This is a genomic window from Citromicrobium bathyomarinum (assembly GCF_038594605.1).
In the GTDB taxonomy this organism is placed as follows: Bacteria; Pseudomonadota; Alphaproteobacteria; order Sphingomonadales; family Sphingomonadaceae; genus Alteriqipengyuania; species Alteriqipengyuania bathyomarina_B.
Window position 1 is genome coordinate 722,695 of sequence record NZ_JBCFZM010000001.1, and the last position, 16,497, is coordinate 739,191.

Sequence of the window (16,497 nt, forward strand, 5' to 3'; positions counted from 1 at the left end):
TGAGTGTCTCATTGTGCGGCCAACTCTTCGAGCCGATCCCGCACCGCCGCGAGGTCGGCATCGAACAGCGCAGCCTGCTTGTCCCGCGCCTCGCCATCGAGGCGCAGCAGGTAGGATGGATGCGCAGTGATCCACAGCTCACTACCGTCATCGAGCGGGATGGGTGCCCCGCGCACCTTCGCAATGCTGACCGTCTTGCCCAACATCCCACGCGCGGCGCTGGCCCCCATGGCCAGCACCAGCTTCGGCTTCACCAGTTCGCGCTCGCCCTCGATCCACCAGCGGCAGGTGTCGATCTCCTTGGCGGTGGGCGATTGGTGGAGCCGCCGCTTGCCCTTCACCGTGAACTTGAAGTGTTTGACCGCATTGGTGACGTAGGCGCGGCCGCGATCGATTCCGGCGCGTTCCAGATGGCCATCGAGCAGCTGGCCGGCTGGGCCGACGAAGGGCCGCCCATCCTGATCCTCGCGATCGCCCGGCTGCTCGCCTACAATCATCAGAGTGGCATCATCCGGCCCCTCGCCCATAACCGCGCGATTATCCAGGCAGCCGATCGGACATTTGCGGCATGCCTGTATCGCCTCGCTGATCGCCATGAGACTTGCAGGCCGTTCCTCGAAACTCTGCTCGCCTGCCGCCACCATCTCGCTCTCGCGCTGCTGCGCACCCGCGATCAGTTCGGGGATGAGCGCAGCCTCGGGCAGGTTATTCCAGTATTTGCGCGGCATTTCGGAGAGCATCGCCCCCACCTTCAACCGCGCCGGATTGAAGATCGACGCATAATAGGTGCGCCACAGGTCCTCGACCGGATCGCCCTGCGGCGCGTCCGATTTCTGCGCGGGCGGGCCTTCGCGCATGGTTTCGCCATCCCAGTGCAGCGTGCCTTGCGGAGTGAGAATCGACCAGCGCATGCTCGCAAAGCGGCGCAGGAAGAAGCCCGCATTGGCGCGCAGGATGTGATGCTCAGGCTCGAACCAGGCGACATAGTGCTCGCCGCCTTCCGCGTCTTCCACCTGCCGGAAGCGGACGAAGGCGTGCATCTTGTGGCTGTCGCGCCGGACGTTCTTATCCAGCTCCTCGACACGCCGCACGTCCGGATCGGCCTTGTCCTCCATGATCCGGGGATTGGCCTGGAGCCCCCACAACAGCCGGTAGAGCAGCGCGAAGCGGTTGGGATCGCTGTGCAGCGCAGCGTTCTTGGCGAGCGAAAGGTAGCGCTTGCTGGCACGCACCGGCGGTGCATCTTCGAGGGGTGCGGGCAGCCGCATGCCGCCACTCGAGAACAGGTCGTCGGTACCGCCCGGTTCCACCCACGCGACCTTGTCGGGCGGAATATCGCACTGGATCAGCGCCCGCGCCCGCTCGCGCCAGAAGGCGAAATCGTCGCTGCGGGGCAGTTGCACGGTATAGTGTGCGTGCGGGCGAACATGCTGGAGCGCGGTCATTCTTTCCCCTCTCTTTCAGGGGAGCGGGTTAGGGGGTGGGGAGCGCGGCAAAGGCCCCACCCCGCTGCGACCAGGACTTGGCAAACGCCAAGCCCAAGTCTCGCTGCCCCTCCCCTGAAGGAGAGGGGTGAAGTCACTTGCCTCATCATGCCGCAAACAGCTCCAGTTGTTCCTGCTTCGGCGCCAGCAGCGCGCGCAGGTCCGCACGATCGGTCAGCATGGTCGGACGCCAGTCGAGGGTGCAGATAAAAGGGCGCACCTTGGTAATCGACACGGTCAGCCGCGCCACATCGTCGAGCCGCAAGGTCCGATGGCGGCGCGAGGCGAGGATGCGCTGCACCGCCTTTACCCCCAGCCCCGGCACGCGCAGCAGGTCTTCGCGGCTCGCGCGGTTCACATCGACCGGAAAGCGCTCGCGAAACTTCAATGCCCAGGCGAGTTTGGGATCAATATCCAGCGGCAGGTTTCCGTCGGCCTCGGTCGCCTGCATGATCTCCTGCGGGCGGTAATCGTAGAACCGCATCAGCCAGTCCGACTGGTAGAGGCGATGCTCGCGGATCAGCGGCGGGCGCTTCAGCGGCAGCACGGCCGAGGCATCGGGGATCGGCGAGAAAGCGCTGTAATAGACGCGGCGCAGATTGAAACTGTCGTAAAGGCGGCTCGCCCGGCCCACGATATCCGCATCGCTCGCCGTGTCCGCACCCACGATCATCTGGGTCGACTGGCCCGCCGGGGCAAAGCGCGGCGCGTGGCGGAAGCGCTTCTTCGCGTCCTTCGCCTCGACGATATCGTCCTTGGTCTTGCCCAGCGCGCCTTCGATCTGGCGCGCGTCCTTGTCCGGCGCGAGGCGCGTCAGCCCCGCATCGGTGGACAGCTCGACATTGATCGAGACGCGATCGGCATACATTCCGGCGCGGTGGATGATCTCCGGGTCCGCCTCGGGGATGGTCTTCAAGTGGATATAGCCGCGAAAATCATGCTCCTCGCGCAAAATGCGCGCGGCCTCCACGATCATCTCCATCGTGTGGTCGGAGCTCTTGATGATGCCCGAGGAGAGAAACAGCCCCTCGATATAATTGCGCCGATAGAAGCTGAGCGTCAGGTCCGCGACTTCCTGCGGCGTGAAACGCGCGCGGCGGACATTCGAACTCTTGCGATTGATACAATAGTGGCAATCGAAGATGCAGTGATTGGTCAGCAGGATCTTGAGCAGCGAGATGCAGCGTCCATCGGGCGCGTAGGCGTGGCAGATGCCCATCCCTTCGGTCGAGCCGATTCCGCCGCTTGTGCTGTTGCGTTTCGCGGTTCCCGAAGAGGCGCAGGAGGCATCGTATTTCGCCGCATCGGCGAGAATTTTCAGCTTTTCGAGAATCGGTGGATGGCTCATATGTTCTTTATATGTTCCATCTCCGGCAATGCCTAGACCTAGTCTTTAGGGCACTCGCAAGTGCGCCATTATGTGTTTTTTGCAACGCGGGACCGGGCCCCTCTGGCGCGTTTCATGACGCGTGATGTCGGACCGCATCGTAGTCGAAGGGCTGAAACATGCCCTCTGGATGAAGATGCGCGTTCGACGGAAATGAATTCTCGAACCTCCATCAACGCGCAAGGGGTGGAGTTCATAATGAAAAACTTACCGCAACTGCTCTTGTCGCCACCGGTGCGCTTGCACTGGCCGCATGCAACGAAGCCCCGGCGGGCGAAGGTGGCGATATCGCCGCCACCGAAGGTTCGGGCGAAGCCATCACCGGAGCCGAAGTCGCAGCGGCCCAGCAGGCATGGGGCGAAGGCATCGTCGCGATCGGCCAGACCTTCACCGAGGACGGCGATTTCCGCGCCCGCGCGCAGGAACATATCAACACGCACTATGCCTATGGCGACGACCAGACGATCCTCTTCAAGCCGACGCTGGCAGCCGAAGACCAGTTCCGCGAAACCAACGAGGAAGCGCTGAGCTACTTCGTCGGCACCGAAGGTACCGAGGATGGCGGCTTCGCCATCGCGCCCTACACCGCTGTACGATGGGAGAACAATGGGACCGTCGTCAGCGAAGACGGCACGATGGCGGTCGCCATGGGCAACTACTACTTCACCGGCACCAACGGCGCGGAAACGAAGGTCGAATACTCCTTCGCCTACGAGCGCGGCGAGGACGGCGATCTCGACATCGTGCTGCACCACAGCTCGCTGCCGTTTAGCGCAAACTAGGAATATCCCCTAGGGAGAGGGTCGCATTGCAGAATGCGGCCCTCTTTCGTTTTTCCGAACAGCAGGTCGGCGACATGCGCCGGCGGCATCTCGGTGAGGCACCCGCAATGAAATATCTCGTATCTGCCCTTACGGGGGCTCTGGCCGCCGCGAGCCCCGCCCATGCGGCCGATGAGGCCTTCGAGCTGTGGCTCAATCCCTCGGTCTCGGCCGCGCTGGACGACGACACCGCGCTCGAACTGGAGACCGCACAGCGGTTCCGCAGTTCGGAAGATGGCCGGGTCGATACCTATTTCTTCCGCCTGTGGCTGCAGCAGGCCATTTCCGACGAGTTCACGCTTGCCGGGGCCGTCGAGCAGAGGTTCAACGATGGTGGGCGAGACGAGACCCGCACCATGCAGCAGCTCTCCGGCAAGCACGGATTCCTGCGCACGCGGCTGCGGCTCGAGCAGCGTTTCGTCGATGGTGCCGATCGCATGGGGCTGCGGCTCCGCCCCCGCCTCGGCGTGGCGGTCCCGCTCGACGACGAAGGGCGCTGGTCCGCCGGTGCCGATGCCGAACTTTTCGTCACGCTCCGCAGCACCAGCGCGGGTGGAGACGACGGGCTGACGGGGCTGCGCACGCAGGTCGGCCTGGGCTACGACGTGAGCGACAGGCTCGGCGTGAGCCTCACCTATCTGCGCCAGCAAGATTTCGAGCCCGGCGGCCCGGACGAGATCGGCCATGCGCCTCTGATCGGGATCGAATACGCGTTCTGAATGCGCGCCGGGCCCGCGTGTGCGGCTGTGGATCATTCGGTGGATAAGTGTTCGTCGTTCGCCCGAGAAAGCCGTTTGCATTCCGTATCTTGCACTCAGGTCTGCATTTACGCATAATCGAGACTGAAGGAGAGGCGTTATGGACGATCTTTCGAGCACTTCGGGACTGACCAACCGGTTATGGCGCGTGGCCCTGTGGGGCTCGTTCGTCGCAATCCTTATCGCTCCGCTGATTGCGATGCAGTTTACCGGAGAGGTCCACTGGACGCCGTTCGATTTCGGCGTTGCGGCAGTGTTGCTGGGCGCGACCGCGCTCGCGATCGAGTTTGCGATCCGCAATATCGGCCGTCCGACCTGGTGCGTGGCGGCGGTGCTCGCGATCATGGCCACACTGCTGCTTGTATGGGCGGAGCTTGCCGTGGGCGTCTTCGGAACACCCTTCGCAGGTCACTGACCGGCCCCCGTTCCGGTCACGCCCCACATCACGCACATAGGCCCTGCATGAACCATTCGGGCGCACCCCCGCGCCCGTCGCCCGCAATGCCATAGCGATAGATCCAGTAGCGGCGCCCGGCATCGTCCTCGATCCGGTAGTAATCCCGCAGCCGGGTGGAGCCACGCTCGCGCCACCACTCGGGCGCAATCCGTTCCGGCCCCTCGACCCGCGCAATCTCGTGCACCTGTCCGCGCCAGCGGAACCGCTGGGGCAGCCCGTCGGGGGTCGCATACAGGACCGCGATGCTTTCCGCGCGGTCGAGCAGCTTCAGCGGGCGCGTATGGAAGCGCATTTCTTCCTGTGCGGGCGGCTCCGGCTCCAGCGGTGGCTGCCAGCGCTGCGCTCTTTCCGGCACGTGGCTGCCCTTGAGCACCGGGCGGCGCACCGCCCTGGGGCCGAGCCGGGTGGTCAGCCGGTCGACGAATGCGGACAGCGAGGTGCCATGCCGCTCCGCCGCGGCTTCGATATCGGCCTGGGCCGTCGGCAGCGGCTCGGCCCAGCTGGCGCGCAGGCGCACCAACTCGATCCCGAAGCCCGCGTCGATATCCGCCAGCTTCTCGCCGAACAGCCGCACGATATGGGCTGCATCGCGGGTGGCGGCAGCAAGCTCGAGCGTCTTGACGATCACCTCGCCATCGACCCGCCATAGCCCGAGATCGAGGCGCCGCCCGCCCTGCCCCGCGCCTTCCAGCTCGCGTACCATCTCCTGCGCCAGATCGGTCAGCACCTGGTCGAGCAGCGTCCGGTGGCGGATCGGCTCCATCAGGCGCCGCTGCACCAGCGGCATTTGCTGCGGGACGACCGGCAGCAGCGGCTCGGGCACATGGCCCAGCAACTGGTCCATCCGGATCAGCGGATTGGCAGACGGCGACTTGCGGTTGCGGAACCGGCGGTGGAGCGCGTCGCGCCCCGCCCCGTGCCCTGCACTGTGCCCCGGCCCGCCTCCGATAACCCCGCCAAGTTCGCCGAGCCGCTTGAGACCGAGCCGCCGCAGCACGGTCAGCACGTCGTCGTCGAGCCGCAATGCCGCCACCGGCAGATCGGAGAGGCGCGCCTCCATGTCGTCTTCCGGCGCGAGGATGCAGCGCTCCGGCCCGTGATGCGCCAGCGCCCAGGCCGCGCCTGCCGTGGGCGCGATCGCGCCGCGAATGGCGAAACCGCGCGCCGCGAATGCCGCATGAACATCGGCGAGCAGCTTCGCCTCGCCGCCGAACAGGTGCGCGACGGCAGTGACATCGACCAGCAGGCCGTCGGGCGGGTCGAGTGCGGACCATGGCCCCCAGCGCCGCGCCCACGCGGCGAGCTTTTCCAGCGCATCGAGGTCACCCGCCGGATCGCCCGGCACCGCCGCGATGGACGGGCACAGCGCCCGCGCATCGGCGAGCATCGTGCCTATCCGTGCGCCTGCATTGCGCGCCGCGTCGTTGGCCGCCGAGATCCGGGGGCCGTGCGCGGTCTCGGCGATAAGGACCAGCGGCTGCGCATCCGCGCCCTCGCCCCGCGCGCAGCCTTCACCGAGCCGCCAGCAGTCGATCGCGAAACGCGCGAGCCAGATCGAGAGAATGCGACGGGGCTGTGCCATGCCTAACCACTCACCCTCTCCCCAGTGGGGGAGAGAATGGCGACGCTTGCTCCCAAGGAGCGAGCAGAGCCTGGAGAGGGGGCTGCCGCATCCGAAGGCTTCGTACGACCCTCTCCAACTTCTTGCACGGGGAGAGGAATGTGTCGCCCCGCCACCAATCGACCGCCATCCTCGCTCAACCGCCAGGTCCCCGGCGGATGGGAGCGCGCGCGGAACAGCTCGGCCTGCCACGCCGGAACGCCGGGCGCCTGACGGTTCCACTGCGGGTTTGCCGAGGGGGCGGCCTGCACCGCCCAGCGCTGGCGGGCAGAGGAGAGATCGCGCGTCCCGTCCAGCCGCACCAGCGTGAGCGGCACGCCATGGCGTTCGGCAGCCAGCGTCAATCGGCGCGAGGCGGTGAAATCGAGCGCGCGCGGGCTCCCGGCGATTTCACCGATGACGAAGGCGATATCGCGGCATCGGACCGCCTCTTCCAGCGCGAACAGCGCGTCCTCGTCCTTCTCGGCCAGCACATGGATCAGACGATGGCGGATTTCGGGCGGCAGGCCGGGGCGAAACGGACGCCCGCCATGCTTTACCGCGCCGCGCGTCTGCACCCACACCACCGCGCGACGATCCTCTGCCTCCTCCCCCTCGCCACGCGGGCGGCAGCGCCAGGCATCGAGCGCGAGCGCCAGCGCCGCGCCCGCCCCGCTTCCCTCGCGCGAGGACGCGAAAATTTCGCTCTGCGCGACAGCGCCCAGCCCCGGCTTCCAGCGCTGGGCGGGTGCCCCCGATGCAAGGTCGGCGGCGGTATCGAAGGCACTCGTGGAGGATTGTGGGATCATGGTGGAACGACTCATCTGTTCCACTTATGTTCCATTTCGCATTCGGTCGCAAGCGCCCGCCGACTACCGTCCTTCGTCCCGTGTCGAAACCATCCCCCCACCTCGTCCGTTGGGCCAGCAAAGGAGAAAAAATTCATGCGATACAACGAAGGCAAGGCCGACGAACTGCGGGAAAAATTCTGGAAAGCGCTGGCCGACAGCCCCTACCTCTTCCTCCAGCTCGACAGCGACCCGAAGAGCGCGGTTCCGATGGCACCCCAACTCGACAAGGATGCCAACAGCTCGATCTGGTTCTTCACCCACACCAAAAGCGATTTCGCCAAGCTGGGCGCGGCCACCGCCACCTTCGAAGGCGAGGATCACAAGATGTTCGCGCGCTTCCACGGCACGCTGGTGAAAGAACCCAGTCAGGAGCGGTTCGACCAGTTCTGGAGCAACTTCGTCGAAGCCTGGTACGACGGCGGCAAGGACGATCCCGACATCCTGTTCCTGCGCATGGACCTGGGCGATGCGGAAATCTGGAACGGCGACATGGGCCTGCTCAACGTCGCCAAGATGGCGCTGGGCATGAATGTGCACGACGACGCCAAGGACAAGCACGTCAAGGAAACGTCGCTGTAAACTTCTTCCAGCAAGACAACGAAAAGGGGCGCGACCTGCGACGGCCGCGCCCCTTTTTCGTTGTTACCCTATCAATTGGTCACTCAGCCACTTCGGCGGACTGCGCTTCACCGCCACCGAGCATGGCGAACACCTCCGCCGCACGGTCGGGGAAGATACCGCCCAACAGGATCAGGAGCAGTGCCAGCGGGCAGAACCAGCGGACGAGGAAGCGCCAGAAAAGGTGCAGCCCGCCGCTCAGGCCGTTCTCCGAATCGACCAGCCGCTTGTCCGCGATCCAGCCGATGAACACCGCCGTCAGCAAGGCGCCGATCGGCATCGTCAGCTTGCTGGTCAGCGTATCCAGCGTGTCGAGGAAGCCGAGCCCTTCGAACATCGGCAGGAAACCGAGCGGGTGGAACCCCGACAGCATCCCGGTCGACAGGGCAGACAGGGTGCCGAACACCGCCGCCAGCGCGGTGACCAGCAGAACCGCCGCCGGTCGCCGTATGCGGAACTGGTCGATCACCCAGGCCGACGGAACCTCCATCAGCGCGACCGAACTGGTCAGCGCGGCAAAACCCACCATGATGAAGAAGGCGAGACCGATCAGCGAGCCGAAAGGAATTTCCTGGAAGGCGTGCGGCAGCGTCTGGAACATCAGTCCAAGCCCCCCATTGGGCGTGAGCCCGGCGGCAATGACGATCGGGAAGATGCACAGGCCTGCAACCAGCGCCACAGAGGTATCGGCCGCACCGATGATGGCCGACGTGCCCGCAAGGTTCACGTCGCGCGACACGTAGGCACCATAGGTGACCATCCCGGCCACCCCCAGCGACAGCGAGAAGAACGCCTGCCCCACCGCTGCCAGCATGACCTCGCCGGTCAGCTTCTCGGGCTCGAAGGTGAAGAGGTAATCGAACGTCTCCTGGCTCGATCCGCCGATCAGGCTGTAGATCGTGATGCCGACCAGCAGCACGAAGAACAGGGGCATGAGATAGACTGCGACCTTCTCGATCCCGCCCGAAACGCCGCGCGCGACGAAGAACAGGGTTATCGCGAGGAATATCAGGTTGAGCACGACGGTGACCGGTCCATTGGCGATCATGGCCGGGAACAGCGCATCGACCGCTTCGAAGTTCAGCCCGTCGAACGCCGGCCCGGTCACGCCGGTCGCGATCAGGTCTGCGATGAAGAGATAGATGTAATAGAGCACCCAGCCGCCGAGCACGCAGTAGAAGCTCAAAACCAGAAAGGCGGACAAGACCCCGAGGGTCGCCACCAGCTCCCAGCTCTTGGACGCGCCCGACTCCTCAGCAACCTTGCGGTAGCTTTCGGGCGCGGCGGCCTGGCCATGCCTGCCGATCAGGGTTTCCGACAGCAGCACTGGCAGACCGATGAGCACGATGCACAGGATGTAGAACAGGACGAACGCCCCGCCCCCGTTGGCGCCTGCCTCCGCCGGAAAGCGCACGAGGTTGCCCAGCCCCACGGCCGAACCGATCGCGGCGAGGATGAATGCTGAACGCGAGGACCAGCCATCGCGGCCCGTTGACGTCGTAGCGACCATAGAATCTGTTCTCCCTGCCGTGCCCCCTAAGGCACGGTTTACCCTTTGCATTGGTCACGCTTTTGCAATGATTCTGCGACCGCGTCGAGGGCTTCGCTTTGCGTTTGTCCCATAGTCGGTCTAGCAGACGCGCTTATGTCGACGACCTTTCAGATTGATACCGCGACCAGCCGCGCCACGCCCACCCCCCAGCCAATGAAGCGGCTGACGGTGCCAAAGATCCAAAGCCGCAAGGCGGATGGCAAAACCGAAGAGCCGCTGGTGATGCTGACGGCCTATACCGCGCGGCAGGCACAGTTGCTCGACGAACATTGCGACCTCCTGCTGGTGGGGGATTCGCTGGGCCAGGTCATCTACGGTCTGCCATCGACCTTGCAGGTCACGCTCGACATGATGTGCGCGCACGGCGCCGCCGTCGTTCGCGGCAGCTATCATTCGGTCGTCGTGGTCGACATGCCCTTCGGTGCCTATGAACAAAGCCCGGAAAAAGCGTTCGAAAGCGCCAGCCGGATCATGGCCGAAACCGGCTGTGCAGCGGTGAAGCTGGAAGGCGGCGAGGCAATGGCGGAAACCATCGCTTTCCTCTCCCAGCGCGGCATCCCGGTCATGGCGCATGTTGGCCTGACCCCGCAGGCGGTCAACGCTTTGGGCGGCTATGGTGCGCGCGGTCGCAGCCAGGAAGAACACGCCAAGATCATTGCCGACGGTGAGGCTGTGCAGGCCGCCGGAGCCTTCGCTGTCGTGGTCGAAGGGGTGGTCGAGCCTATCGCGGTTGCGCTGACGCAGACACTGGACATCCCGGTAATCGGCATCGGTGCCTCTGCCCAGTGCGACGGCCAGGTGCTGGTGGTGGACGACATGCTCGGCATGTTCGAGCGCGTGCCGCGCTTCGTGAAGAAATACGGCGACCTTGCCGACCGGATCACCGGCCACGTCGAAGATTACGCACACGAGGTGCGCGCGCGCACCTTCCCTACCGAAGACCAGACCTACCAACCCAAATAGACCGGCCCCGGCCCGTCATCACGTGGACGACGCATTTCGTGAACACGCTTTTCAAACATTACTGGGGCTCGCTCCTCTTCACCGCGGTATGCTTTGCGGCGGCGGCGATCTACGCTTGGAACAGTAGCGGCTCGGTCGGCGGAGTGGCGCAGGTCCTGTGGATCGTGCTGGTCCTCTCGATCCTCGAAATCTCGCTCAGCTTCGACAACGCGGTGGTCAACGCGACCGTGCTGCGCGAAATGGACGAGAAGTGGCAGCGGCGCTTCCTGACCTGGGGCATCCTGATCGCGGTGTTCGGGATGCGGATCATCTTCCCGCTCGCGATCGTGGCGATTGCCGCAAACCTCGATCCGCTTTCCGCGATCAACCTCTCATTGAACGATCCCGAACGCTACGAGGCGATCGTGTCGTCAGCGCATGTCGGCATCGCCGGCTTCGGTGGCGCCTTCCTGACCATGGTAGGCCTCAGCTTCTTTTTCGACGGCGAGAAGGATGTGGACTGGATTCGCGGGCTGGAACTGTGGCTGCGCCGCTTCTCCGAGGTCAAGGCAGCCGAGATCGGCATCCTGCTGGTGATCCTCTACGCTATCTCGACAATGCTACCGGATGCCGAGGCGATGGTCTTCCTCACCTCGGGCATCCTCGGCCTGCTGACCTATATCGCGGTCGATGCGGTCGGCACCCTGCTCGACAAGATGGAGCGCAAGAAGATGGCCGAGGGCGCCGTGCGCTCCGGCCTCGGCGGATTTCTCTATCTCGAAGTGCTTGATGCGAGCTTTTCGTTCGACGGGGTGATCGGTGCCTTCGCACTATCCAACAACATGATCGTCATCGCCATCGGGCTGAGCATCGGCGCGCTGTTCGTCCGGTCGATGACCGTGCACCTCGTTCGCGCAGGCACGCTGACCAAATACCGCTTCCTCGAACACGGTGCTTTCTGGGCGATCATCGCGCTCGGCCTGATCATGCTGGTGTCGGCCAAATTCCATATCCCCGAAACGATCACGGGGCTGATCGGTGCGGTGTTGATCGGGATCTCGCTGGTCTGGTCGATGCGCTACAACCGCCAGCACGGGGCCGAGACCGACGAAATCTAGTTCTGCAGATCGTACTGCTTGAGCAGATCGTACAGCGTCGGGCGTGACACGCCGAGCAGCTTGGCGCTGCCCGAGATATTCCCCTCGGTCCGGGCGAGCGCTTTACGGATCACATGCCGGTCGGCCTGCTCACGCGCGCATTTGAGGTTGAGCGGCGCAGCATCCTCCACCGCGTCGGTTTTCAGATCGAGATCGTCTGCCGAGACGAGCTTGCCGTCCGCCATGATCACCGCGCGCTTCACGCGGTTCTCGAGCTCGCGCACATTGCCCGGCCACTGGTGTGTGTCGAGTGCGGCCAGCGCATCGGGTGCGAAGCCTTTCACCTGCGGGTTCATCTCGCGCGCGAAACGGTTGAGGAACGCTTTTGCCAGCAGCGCCGCATCGCCCGGCCGTTCCGCCAGCGCGGGAATCGCGATCACGATTTCGGCCATGCGATAATAGAGGTCTTCGCGGAACGTCTGTTCGGCGATCATCGCGTCGAGATTGCGATGGGTCGCGCACACGATCCGCGTATCGACCGCAATCGTCTTGCGCCCGCCGATCCGCTCGATCGTGCGCTCCTGCAGAAAACGCAGCAACTTCACCTGCAGGGCAAGCGGAATATCGCCCACCTCGTCGAGGAACAGCGTGCCGCCATCCGCGCTCTCGATCTTGCCCTCGGTCGTCTTGACAGCGCCGGTGAACGCACCCTTTTCGTGCCCGAACAGCTCGCTTTCGAGCAGGTTTTCGGGGATCGCCGCACAGTTGATCGCCACGAACGCACCGTCGCGGCGGGGGCTGGAATCGTGCAGACCTCGCGCGAGCAGTTCTTTGCCCGTCCCGCTCGCACCCAGCAGCATGACCGAGGCATCGGTGTTCGCGACCCGCTCGATCGTGCGGGCAACCTTCACCATTTCCGGTGCGCCGGTGATCAGCGTCCCGAGTACGGTCTTGTTTTCGCCCACCTTGTCCGCCAGCCGGCGGTTTTCCGCCTCGATCCGGTGGAGATTGAGCGCACGCCCGACGATCAGTTCGAGGGCGGAGATATCGAGCGGCTTCTGGTAGAAATCATATGCGCCCGCCGAGATGGCATCGAGCGCGCTTTCGCGAGCGCCATGCCCGCTGGCGACGATCACCTTGGTGGTCGGCGCTTCGGCCATGATCGCATCGAGCACGACGAAGCCTTCGCTGGTGCCATCGGGATCGGGCGGTAAGCCCAGATCGAGCGTCACCACCGGCGGACGTTCGGCGCGCAGGATCGTCAGCGCCTCGTCGCGAGTCCCCGCAACGAACACTTCGAAGCCTTCGAAGGCCCATTTGAGCTGGGTCTGCAGCCCCTCGTCATCCTCGACGATGAGCAGTTTGGGTAACGATTCGCTCATCAAGCAACCTCTTGTTCGTGAGTTTTGGCAGACAGCGAGGCGCTGTCGGCAAGATCGAGTTCGATGGTAAAGCGCGTCCCCAGGCCGACGCGCGACTGGACCTGCAGGCGCCCACCCATCGCGCGCACCAGCTCGCGCGCTTCGAGCGCGCCGATGCCGAAGCCGTCGGGTTTGGAACTGACGAAGGGCGCAAACAGCTTCTCGCGCACGAAGACCTGATCCATGCCCTGCCCCATGTCGACGATGTCGATACTGGCATGCCGACCCTTGCAATGCACCGCGATGCATACGGGCGCACCTTCCGGACTGGCTTCGATGGCGTTCTGGATCAGGTGAACCAGCGCCTGCTCCAGCCCCTCCCGGTCCGCGCTGACTACGCACGATGTCGTGCAGCAAACATCGACCGTACGGCTTGCGCCGAAGCCCTTCGCAATGTCGCGCAGCAGCGTGGCAAGATCGACATTCTCGATCCGCGCCGCACGACCCGTGCCATATCGCCCGAGCCGCTGGATCAGCGCGTTGAGCTTGGCCGTGCTGGTGCCCAGCGTCTTGAGCATGTCTGCGCGAAAGGCGGGATTGTCCGCATGGCGCTGCGCATTGTGCGATAGCAGGGACATCTGGCTGGCAAGGTTCTTGATGTCGTGCAACACGAAAGCCATCCGGCGATTGAACTCGTCGAAGCGGGCAGCCTCCATCAGCGCCCGCTGGCTCGCCTGTTCGGACAGATAGCTTGCCAGCTGGCGCCCGACGACGGTCAGCAGGTCGAAGTCTTCCCAATCGAGCTTGCGATCGACCAGCGGCCGGGCGAGCAGCACTACGCCCTGCAACCGGTCGAAATGGCGCAGCGGCACGATCGCCCATGCGCCGCCTTCGCCATCGAGCCAGGCGGGCAGCGCCTCGGTCTTCCCGGCGAGCGAGGTGCCCGCGCGCCAATCCTCCAGATCGATCACATAATCGCGCGTCTCGACGAAACGCACGATTTCGGGAGGCAGCGCCGCCGCCGCCTCGTCCAGAGTGGGCCAGTGCCAGGTCTCGGTCAGGACGAGCGCACCATCGGCATCGGGCAGGTAAAGCGCGGCGGAGGGGCTTTCCGTTATGTCGGCCATCGCTTTGGGGATGCGCAGGTGCAGCGTGTCGCCCTCCTCCACCCCGCGCCCGATCGTTTCGGCAAGCCTCAGCCATTCGGCGCGGTAATCGTAGCGATGGCTGAACAGGTGCTTTTGCGCGGTGACCTTCAGCCAAGCCCGGAAGCGCGGCGACGGCAGCCACAGTGCCGCCACGGTGAGTAGGGCGACTAGGAAGCCGACCTGCGCCAGCCGCGCTCCATCCGCGTCCAGCGCGCTGAGCAGCCGGGCGAGCCCCGCCATCGCCAGAAGGTAGCTACCGATCATCAGCAGCGAGATGGAGCGGAACGCCACCTTGCGCGATGCCCGGAACCGCAAGCGCCGAACATCCGAGCCCAGCGCCATGGCGAGCGGGATGAAGGCAACGCCCACCACCAGCCCGCGCAGGCTCGCCACATAGCCGGGCAATTCGCCCGTAAACCACGTCACGACATAGTAGTTCAATTCGAACACCCACAGGGCGGAAAGCGACAATGCGATCCAGCGCGTGCCCGAGCGGTCCTGCTGCAAAGCCCCCGTATAAAGGTTGTGCAGCAGCACCAGCGCCCCGATCGCGACGAGCGTATGCAACAGGGCCGACACCGGGAGAATTTCGTCGGCGAGCTGCGGGCCCGTCTCGAACCAGCTGTTGGCGACCAGCACTGCGCTCTGGAGCAGTTCAACAAAGACCAGGCTGGCGAATACGAAACGCACACGGCGCGCGGTTTCGCTGTCCACACCGGTCGCGAACAACGCGTGCAACAGCGCGAGCCATGAAAGGTTGCGGATCGCTTCGGTCGCTGCCGTTAGAAGACTTGCCGGGCCCAGCGCTGCGAGCACCGCCGCCCACAACGCGGTGAGGCAAAGCGCGGCCACGCCCGCAATCCGCTCGCGGTGCCACGGCAACGGCCGCTGGACGAGCCAGATCGCGGCGAGCGCGCAGACGGCGGCGCACGTCGTGCTGCTGGCAAGGCCCACAACCTGCGCGACGGCGTCTCCGCTGATCATCGCGCGCCATCCGGCCACAGGATCACGCGCAGAGTTTGCAGGAGGATCAGCAGATCGAGGAAAGGCGTGTAGTTCTTGGCGTAATAGAGGTCGTATTCCAGCTTGTGCCGGGCATCCTCGATGCTCGCCCCGTACGGATAGTTGATCTGCGCCCACCCGGTGATGCCGGGCTTCACCATGTGCCGCTCGGCGTAATAGGGCAGCTTGTCTTCCAGATCGTCGACGAATTTCGGTACTTCGGGGCGCGGGCCGACGAAGCTCATCTCGCCTTTCAGGACGCTCCACGTCTGCGGCAATTCGTCTATCCGCACCTTGCGGATGAAGCGGCCGAGGCGGGTAATGCGCGGATCATTCTCGCTCGCCCATTTCACCCCGTCCTTTTCGGCATCGGTCCGCATGGAGCGCAGCTTGATGACCGAAAAGGGGCGTCCGTAGAGGCCGACCCGCTGCTGGCGGAAGAACGCCGGACCCTTGCTGTCGAGCTTCACCAGCAGCGCAAACAGCGCAATGACCGGGAGCGTGATCAGCAGCACGAGCCCGCTGACCGCGACGTCGAACGCGCGCTTTGCAATCCGTGAAAAGCGTTGCCCGGAGGAAAACCCGTCGGAAAAGATCAGCCAACTCGGGTTGAGCGTATCGAGATCGACGCGGCCCGTTTCGCGTTCGAGAAACCCCGAAACCTCGCGCACCGGCACCCCGCGCGTACGCACCCGCAGCAGGTCATTGAGCGGCAGCGCATTGCGACGTTCTTCCAGCGCCAGCACGACCTCGCTGGCGCGAAGGCGCGTCACGTAGGCGCCGAGATCCTTCAGCCGGTCGCGCGAAACCGCCTCGGGCAGCAGCCGGTGCGCCTCACTCATGGCGATGAAGCCGACAATAACGAAGCCGCTGTCTTCCTGGGCAGCGAGTGCTTTGAGCCGCGCGGCGCGCGATCCCGCGCCGAGCACGACCACCCGCCGCTTGAGCCGTTCGCGGTCGACCGCATGGCTAAGGCCCACCCGGACGAGCCCGATGAGCACCAGCGCGATGCCGAGCGCATAGAGCAGCGTCGAACGCCAGAACCCGACCGAGGGCACGGCGAAGGCCATCACGGCCAGCGCGACGCCGCCAAGCGACAGCGCCACCATCGCGCGCGCGAAGGCATAGCGCGGGCTGCGCAGCGCCTCAGCGCTATAGGCACCGACTGCAATAAGGCTCAGCGAAGAGACGACCGCGAAGCCAAGGATCGGCGACATGCGATCGACCCACGGGCCAGCCTCCATGCCGATCTGCACCGCGCGCACATGCCAGGCCAGGTCGCCCGCCAGCAACAGCAGCGCCAGGTCGCACAGGCCGTACAACACTGCGGCGTGCGGAATATAATGCTTGAACAGCCGGATCATCGCGCTTGCCGGGCCCCTTTGCTCCGCGAAATTTCGCGAATTTCACATGGGGCCC

Annotated in this window: 14 protein-coding genes; 5 read left to right on the plus strand and 9 right to left on the minus strand. The window is 64.8% G+C overall.

The window, feature by feature from the left end; translation table 11 throughout:
- Nucleotides 1–8: 8 nt before the first annotated feature.
- The 3 genes from AAG612_RS03510 to AAG612_RS03520 form a co-directional block, all read right to left on the minus strand.
- Nucleotides 9–1,445 carry a UdgX family uracil-DNA binding protein gene (locus tag AAG612_RS03510; RefSeq protein ID WP_342507253.1) on the minus strand — a complete coding sequence of 479 codons (1,437 nt, stop codon included), beginning with the start codon at nucleotides 1,443–1,445 and terminating at the stop codon, nucleotides 9–11.
- Nucleotides 1,446–1,590: 145 nt separating this feature from the next.
- Entirely contained in the window at nucleotides 1,591–2,832 is a 1,242-nt protein-coding gene (locus AAG612_RS03515; protein ID WP_342507256.1) for a putative DNA modification/repair radical SAM protein, read from the minus strand.
- A 68-nt stretch (nucleotides 2,833–2,900) separates the two neighbouring features.
- Entirely contained in the window at nucleotides 2,901–3,626 is a 726-nt protein-coding gene (locus tag AAG612_RS03520; RefSeq protein ID WP_342507258.1) for a hypothetical protein, read from the minus strand.
- Nucleotides 3,627–3,760: 134 nt separating this feature from the next.
- Between AAG612_RS03520 and AAG612_RS03525 the strand changes: the two genes are divergently transcribed.
- On the plus strand, nucleotides 3,761–4,411 hold the full coding sequence (locus AAG612_RS03525; RefSeq protein ID WP_342507260.1) for a DUF2490 domain-containing protein: 651 nt from the start codon (nucleotides 3,761–3,763) through the stop codon (nucleotides 4,409–4,411).
- A 139-nt stretch (nucleotides 4,412–4,550) separates the two neighbouring features.
- Nucleotides 4,551–4,865, plus strand: coding sequence for a hypothetical protein (locus AAG612_RS03530; protein WP_342507262.1), 315 nt, complete (start codon nucleotides 4,551–4,553; stop codon nucleotides 4,863–4,865).
- Between the two features lie 28 nt (nucleotides 4,866–4,893).
- On the opposite strand, the gene AAG612_RS03535 is transcribed toward AAG612_RS03530, so the two are convergent.
- Nucleotides 4,894–6,489 carry a DUF6504 family protein gene (locus AAG612_RS03535; RefSeq protein WP_342507264.1) on the minus strand — a complete coding sequence of 532 codons (1,596 nt, stop codon included), beginning with the start codon at nucleotides 6,487–6,489 and terminating at the stop codon, nucleotides 4,894–4,896.
- 2 nt (nucleotides 6,490–6,491) lie between these two features.
- Entirely contained in the window at nucleotides 6,492–7,331 is an 840-nt protein-coding gene (locus tag AAG612_RS03540; RefSeq protein WP_342507265.1) for a hypothetical protein, read from the minus strand.
- A gap of 120 nt (nucleotides 7,332–7,451) precedes the next feature.
- Here AAG612_RS03540 and AAG612_RS03545 point away from each other — a divergent pair, with 120 nt between their 5' ends.
- Complete coding sequence (locus AAG612_RS03545; protein ID WP_342507267.1) at nucleotides 7,452–7,937, plus strand: pyridoxamine 5'-phosphate oxidase family protein; 486 nt, start codon at nucleotides 7,452–7,454, stop codon at nucleotides 7,935–7,937.
- Between the two features lie 79 nt (nucleotides 7,938–8,016).
- Here AAG612_RS03545 and AAG612_RS03550 read toward each other — a convergent pair whose 3' ends face one another.
- Nucleotides 8,017–9,486 carry a sodium-dependent transporter gene (locus AAG612_RS03550; protein WP_342507270.1) on the minus strand — a complete coding sequence of 490 codons (1,470 nt, stop codon included), beginning with the start codon at nucleotides 9,484–9,486 and terminating at the stop codon, nucleotides 8,017–8,019.
- A 135-nt stretch (nucleotides 9,487–9,621) separates the two neighbouring features.
- On the opposite strand from AAG612_RS03550, the gene panB reads away from it, so the two are divergent.
- On the plus strand, nucleotides 9,622–10,491 hold the full coding sequence (panB, locus tag AAG612_RS03555; protein WP_342507272.1) for a 3-methyl-2-oxobutanoate hydroxymethyltransferase: 870 nt from the start codon (nucleotides 9,622–9,624) through the stop codon (nucleotides 10,489–10,491).
- A 38-nt stretch (nucleotides 10,492–10,529) separates the two neighbouring features.
- Complete coding sequence (locus AAG612_RS03560) at nucleotides 10,530–11,588, plus strand: DUF475 domain-containing protein (protein WP_342507274.1); 1,059 nt, start codon at nucleotides 10,530–10,532, stop codon at nucleotides 11,586–11,588.
- On the opposite strand, the gene prsR is transcribed toward AAG612_RS03560, so the two are convergent.
- From prsR to AAG612_RS03575, 3 genes are read right to left on the minus strand one after another with little or no spacing between them, the layout of a single operon-like run.
- Nucleotides 11,585–12,949 carry a PEP-CTERM-box response regulator transcription factor gene (prsR, locus tag AAG612_RS03565; protein WP_342507275.1) on the minus strand — a complete coding sequence of 455 codons (1,365 nt, stop codon included), beginning with the start codon at nucleotides 12,947–12,949 and terminating at the stop codon, nucleotides 11,585–11,587. The two genes, AAG612_RS03560 and prsR, sit on opposite strands and share 4 nt — an antisense overlap.
- Nucleotides 12,949–15,060 (minus strand): XrtA/PEP-CTERM system histidine kinase PrsK, encoded by a 2,112-nt coding sequence (prsK, locus tag AAG612_RS03570; RefSeq protein ID WP_342507277.1) that lies wholly within the window; start codon nucleotides 15,058–15,060, stop codon nucleotides 12,949–12,951. The genes prsR and prsK overlap by 1 nt, the downstream gene beginning before the upstream one ends.
- On the minus strand, nucleotides 15,057–16,442 hold the full coding sequence (locus AAG612_RS03575) for a TIGR03013 family XrtA/PEP-CTERM system glycosyltransferase (protein ID WP_342507279.1): 1,386 nt from the start codon (nucleotides 16,440–16,442) through the stop codon (nucleotides 15,057–15,059). Before AAG612_RS03575 ends, prsK begins: the two co-directional genes overlap by 4 nt.
- Nucleotides 16,443–16,497 lie beyond the last annotated feature (55 nt).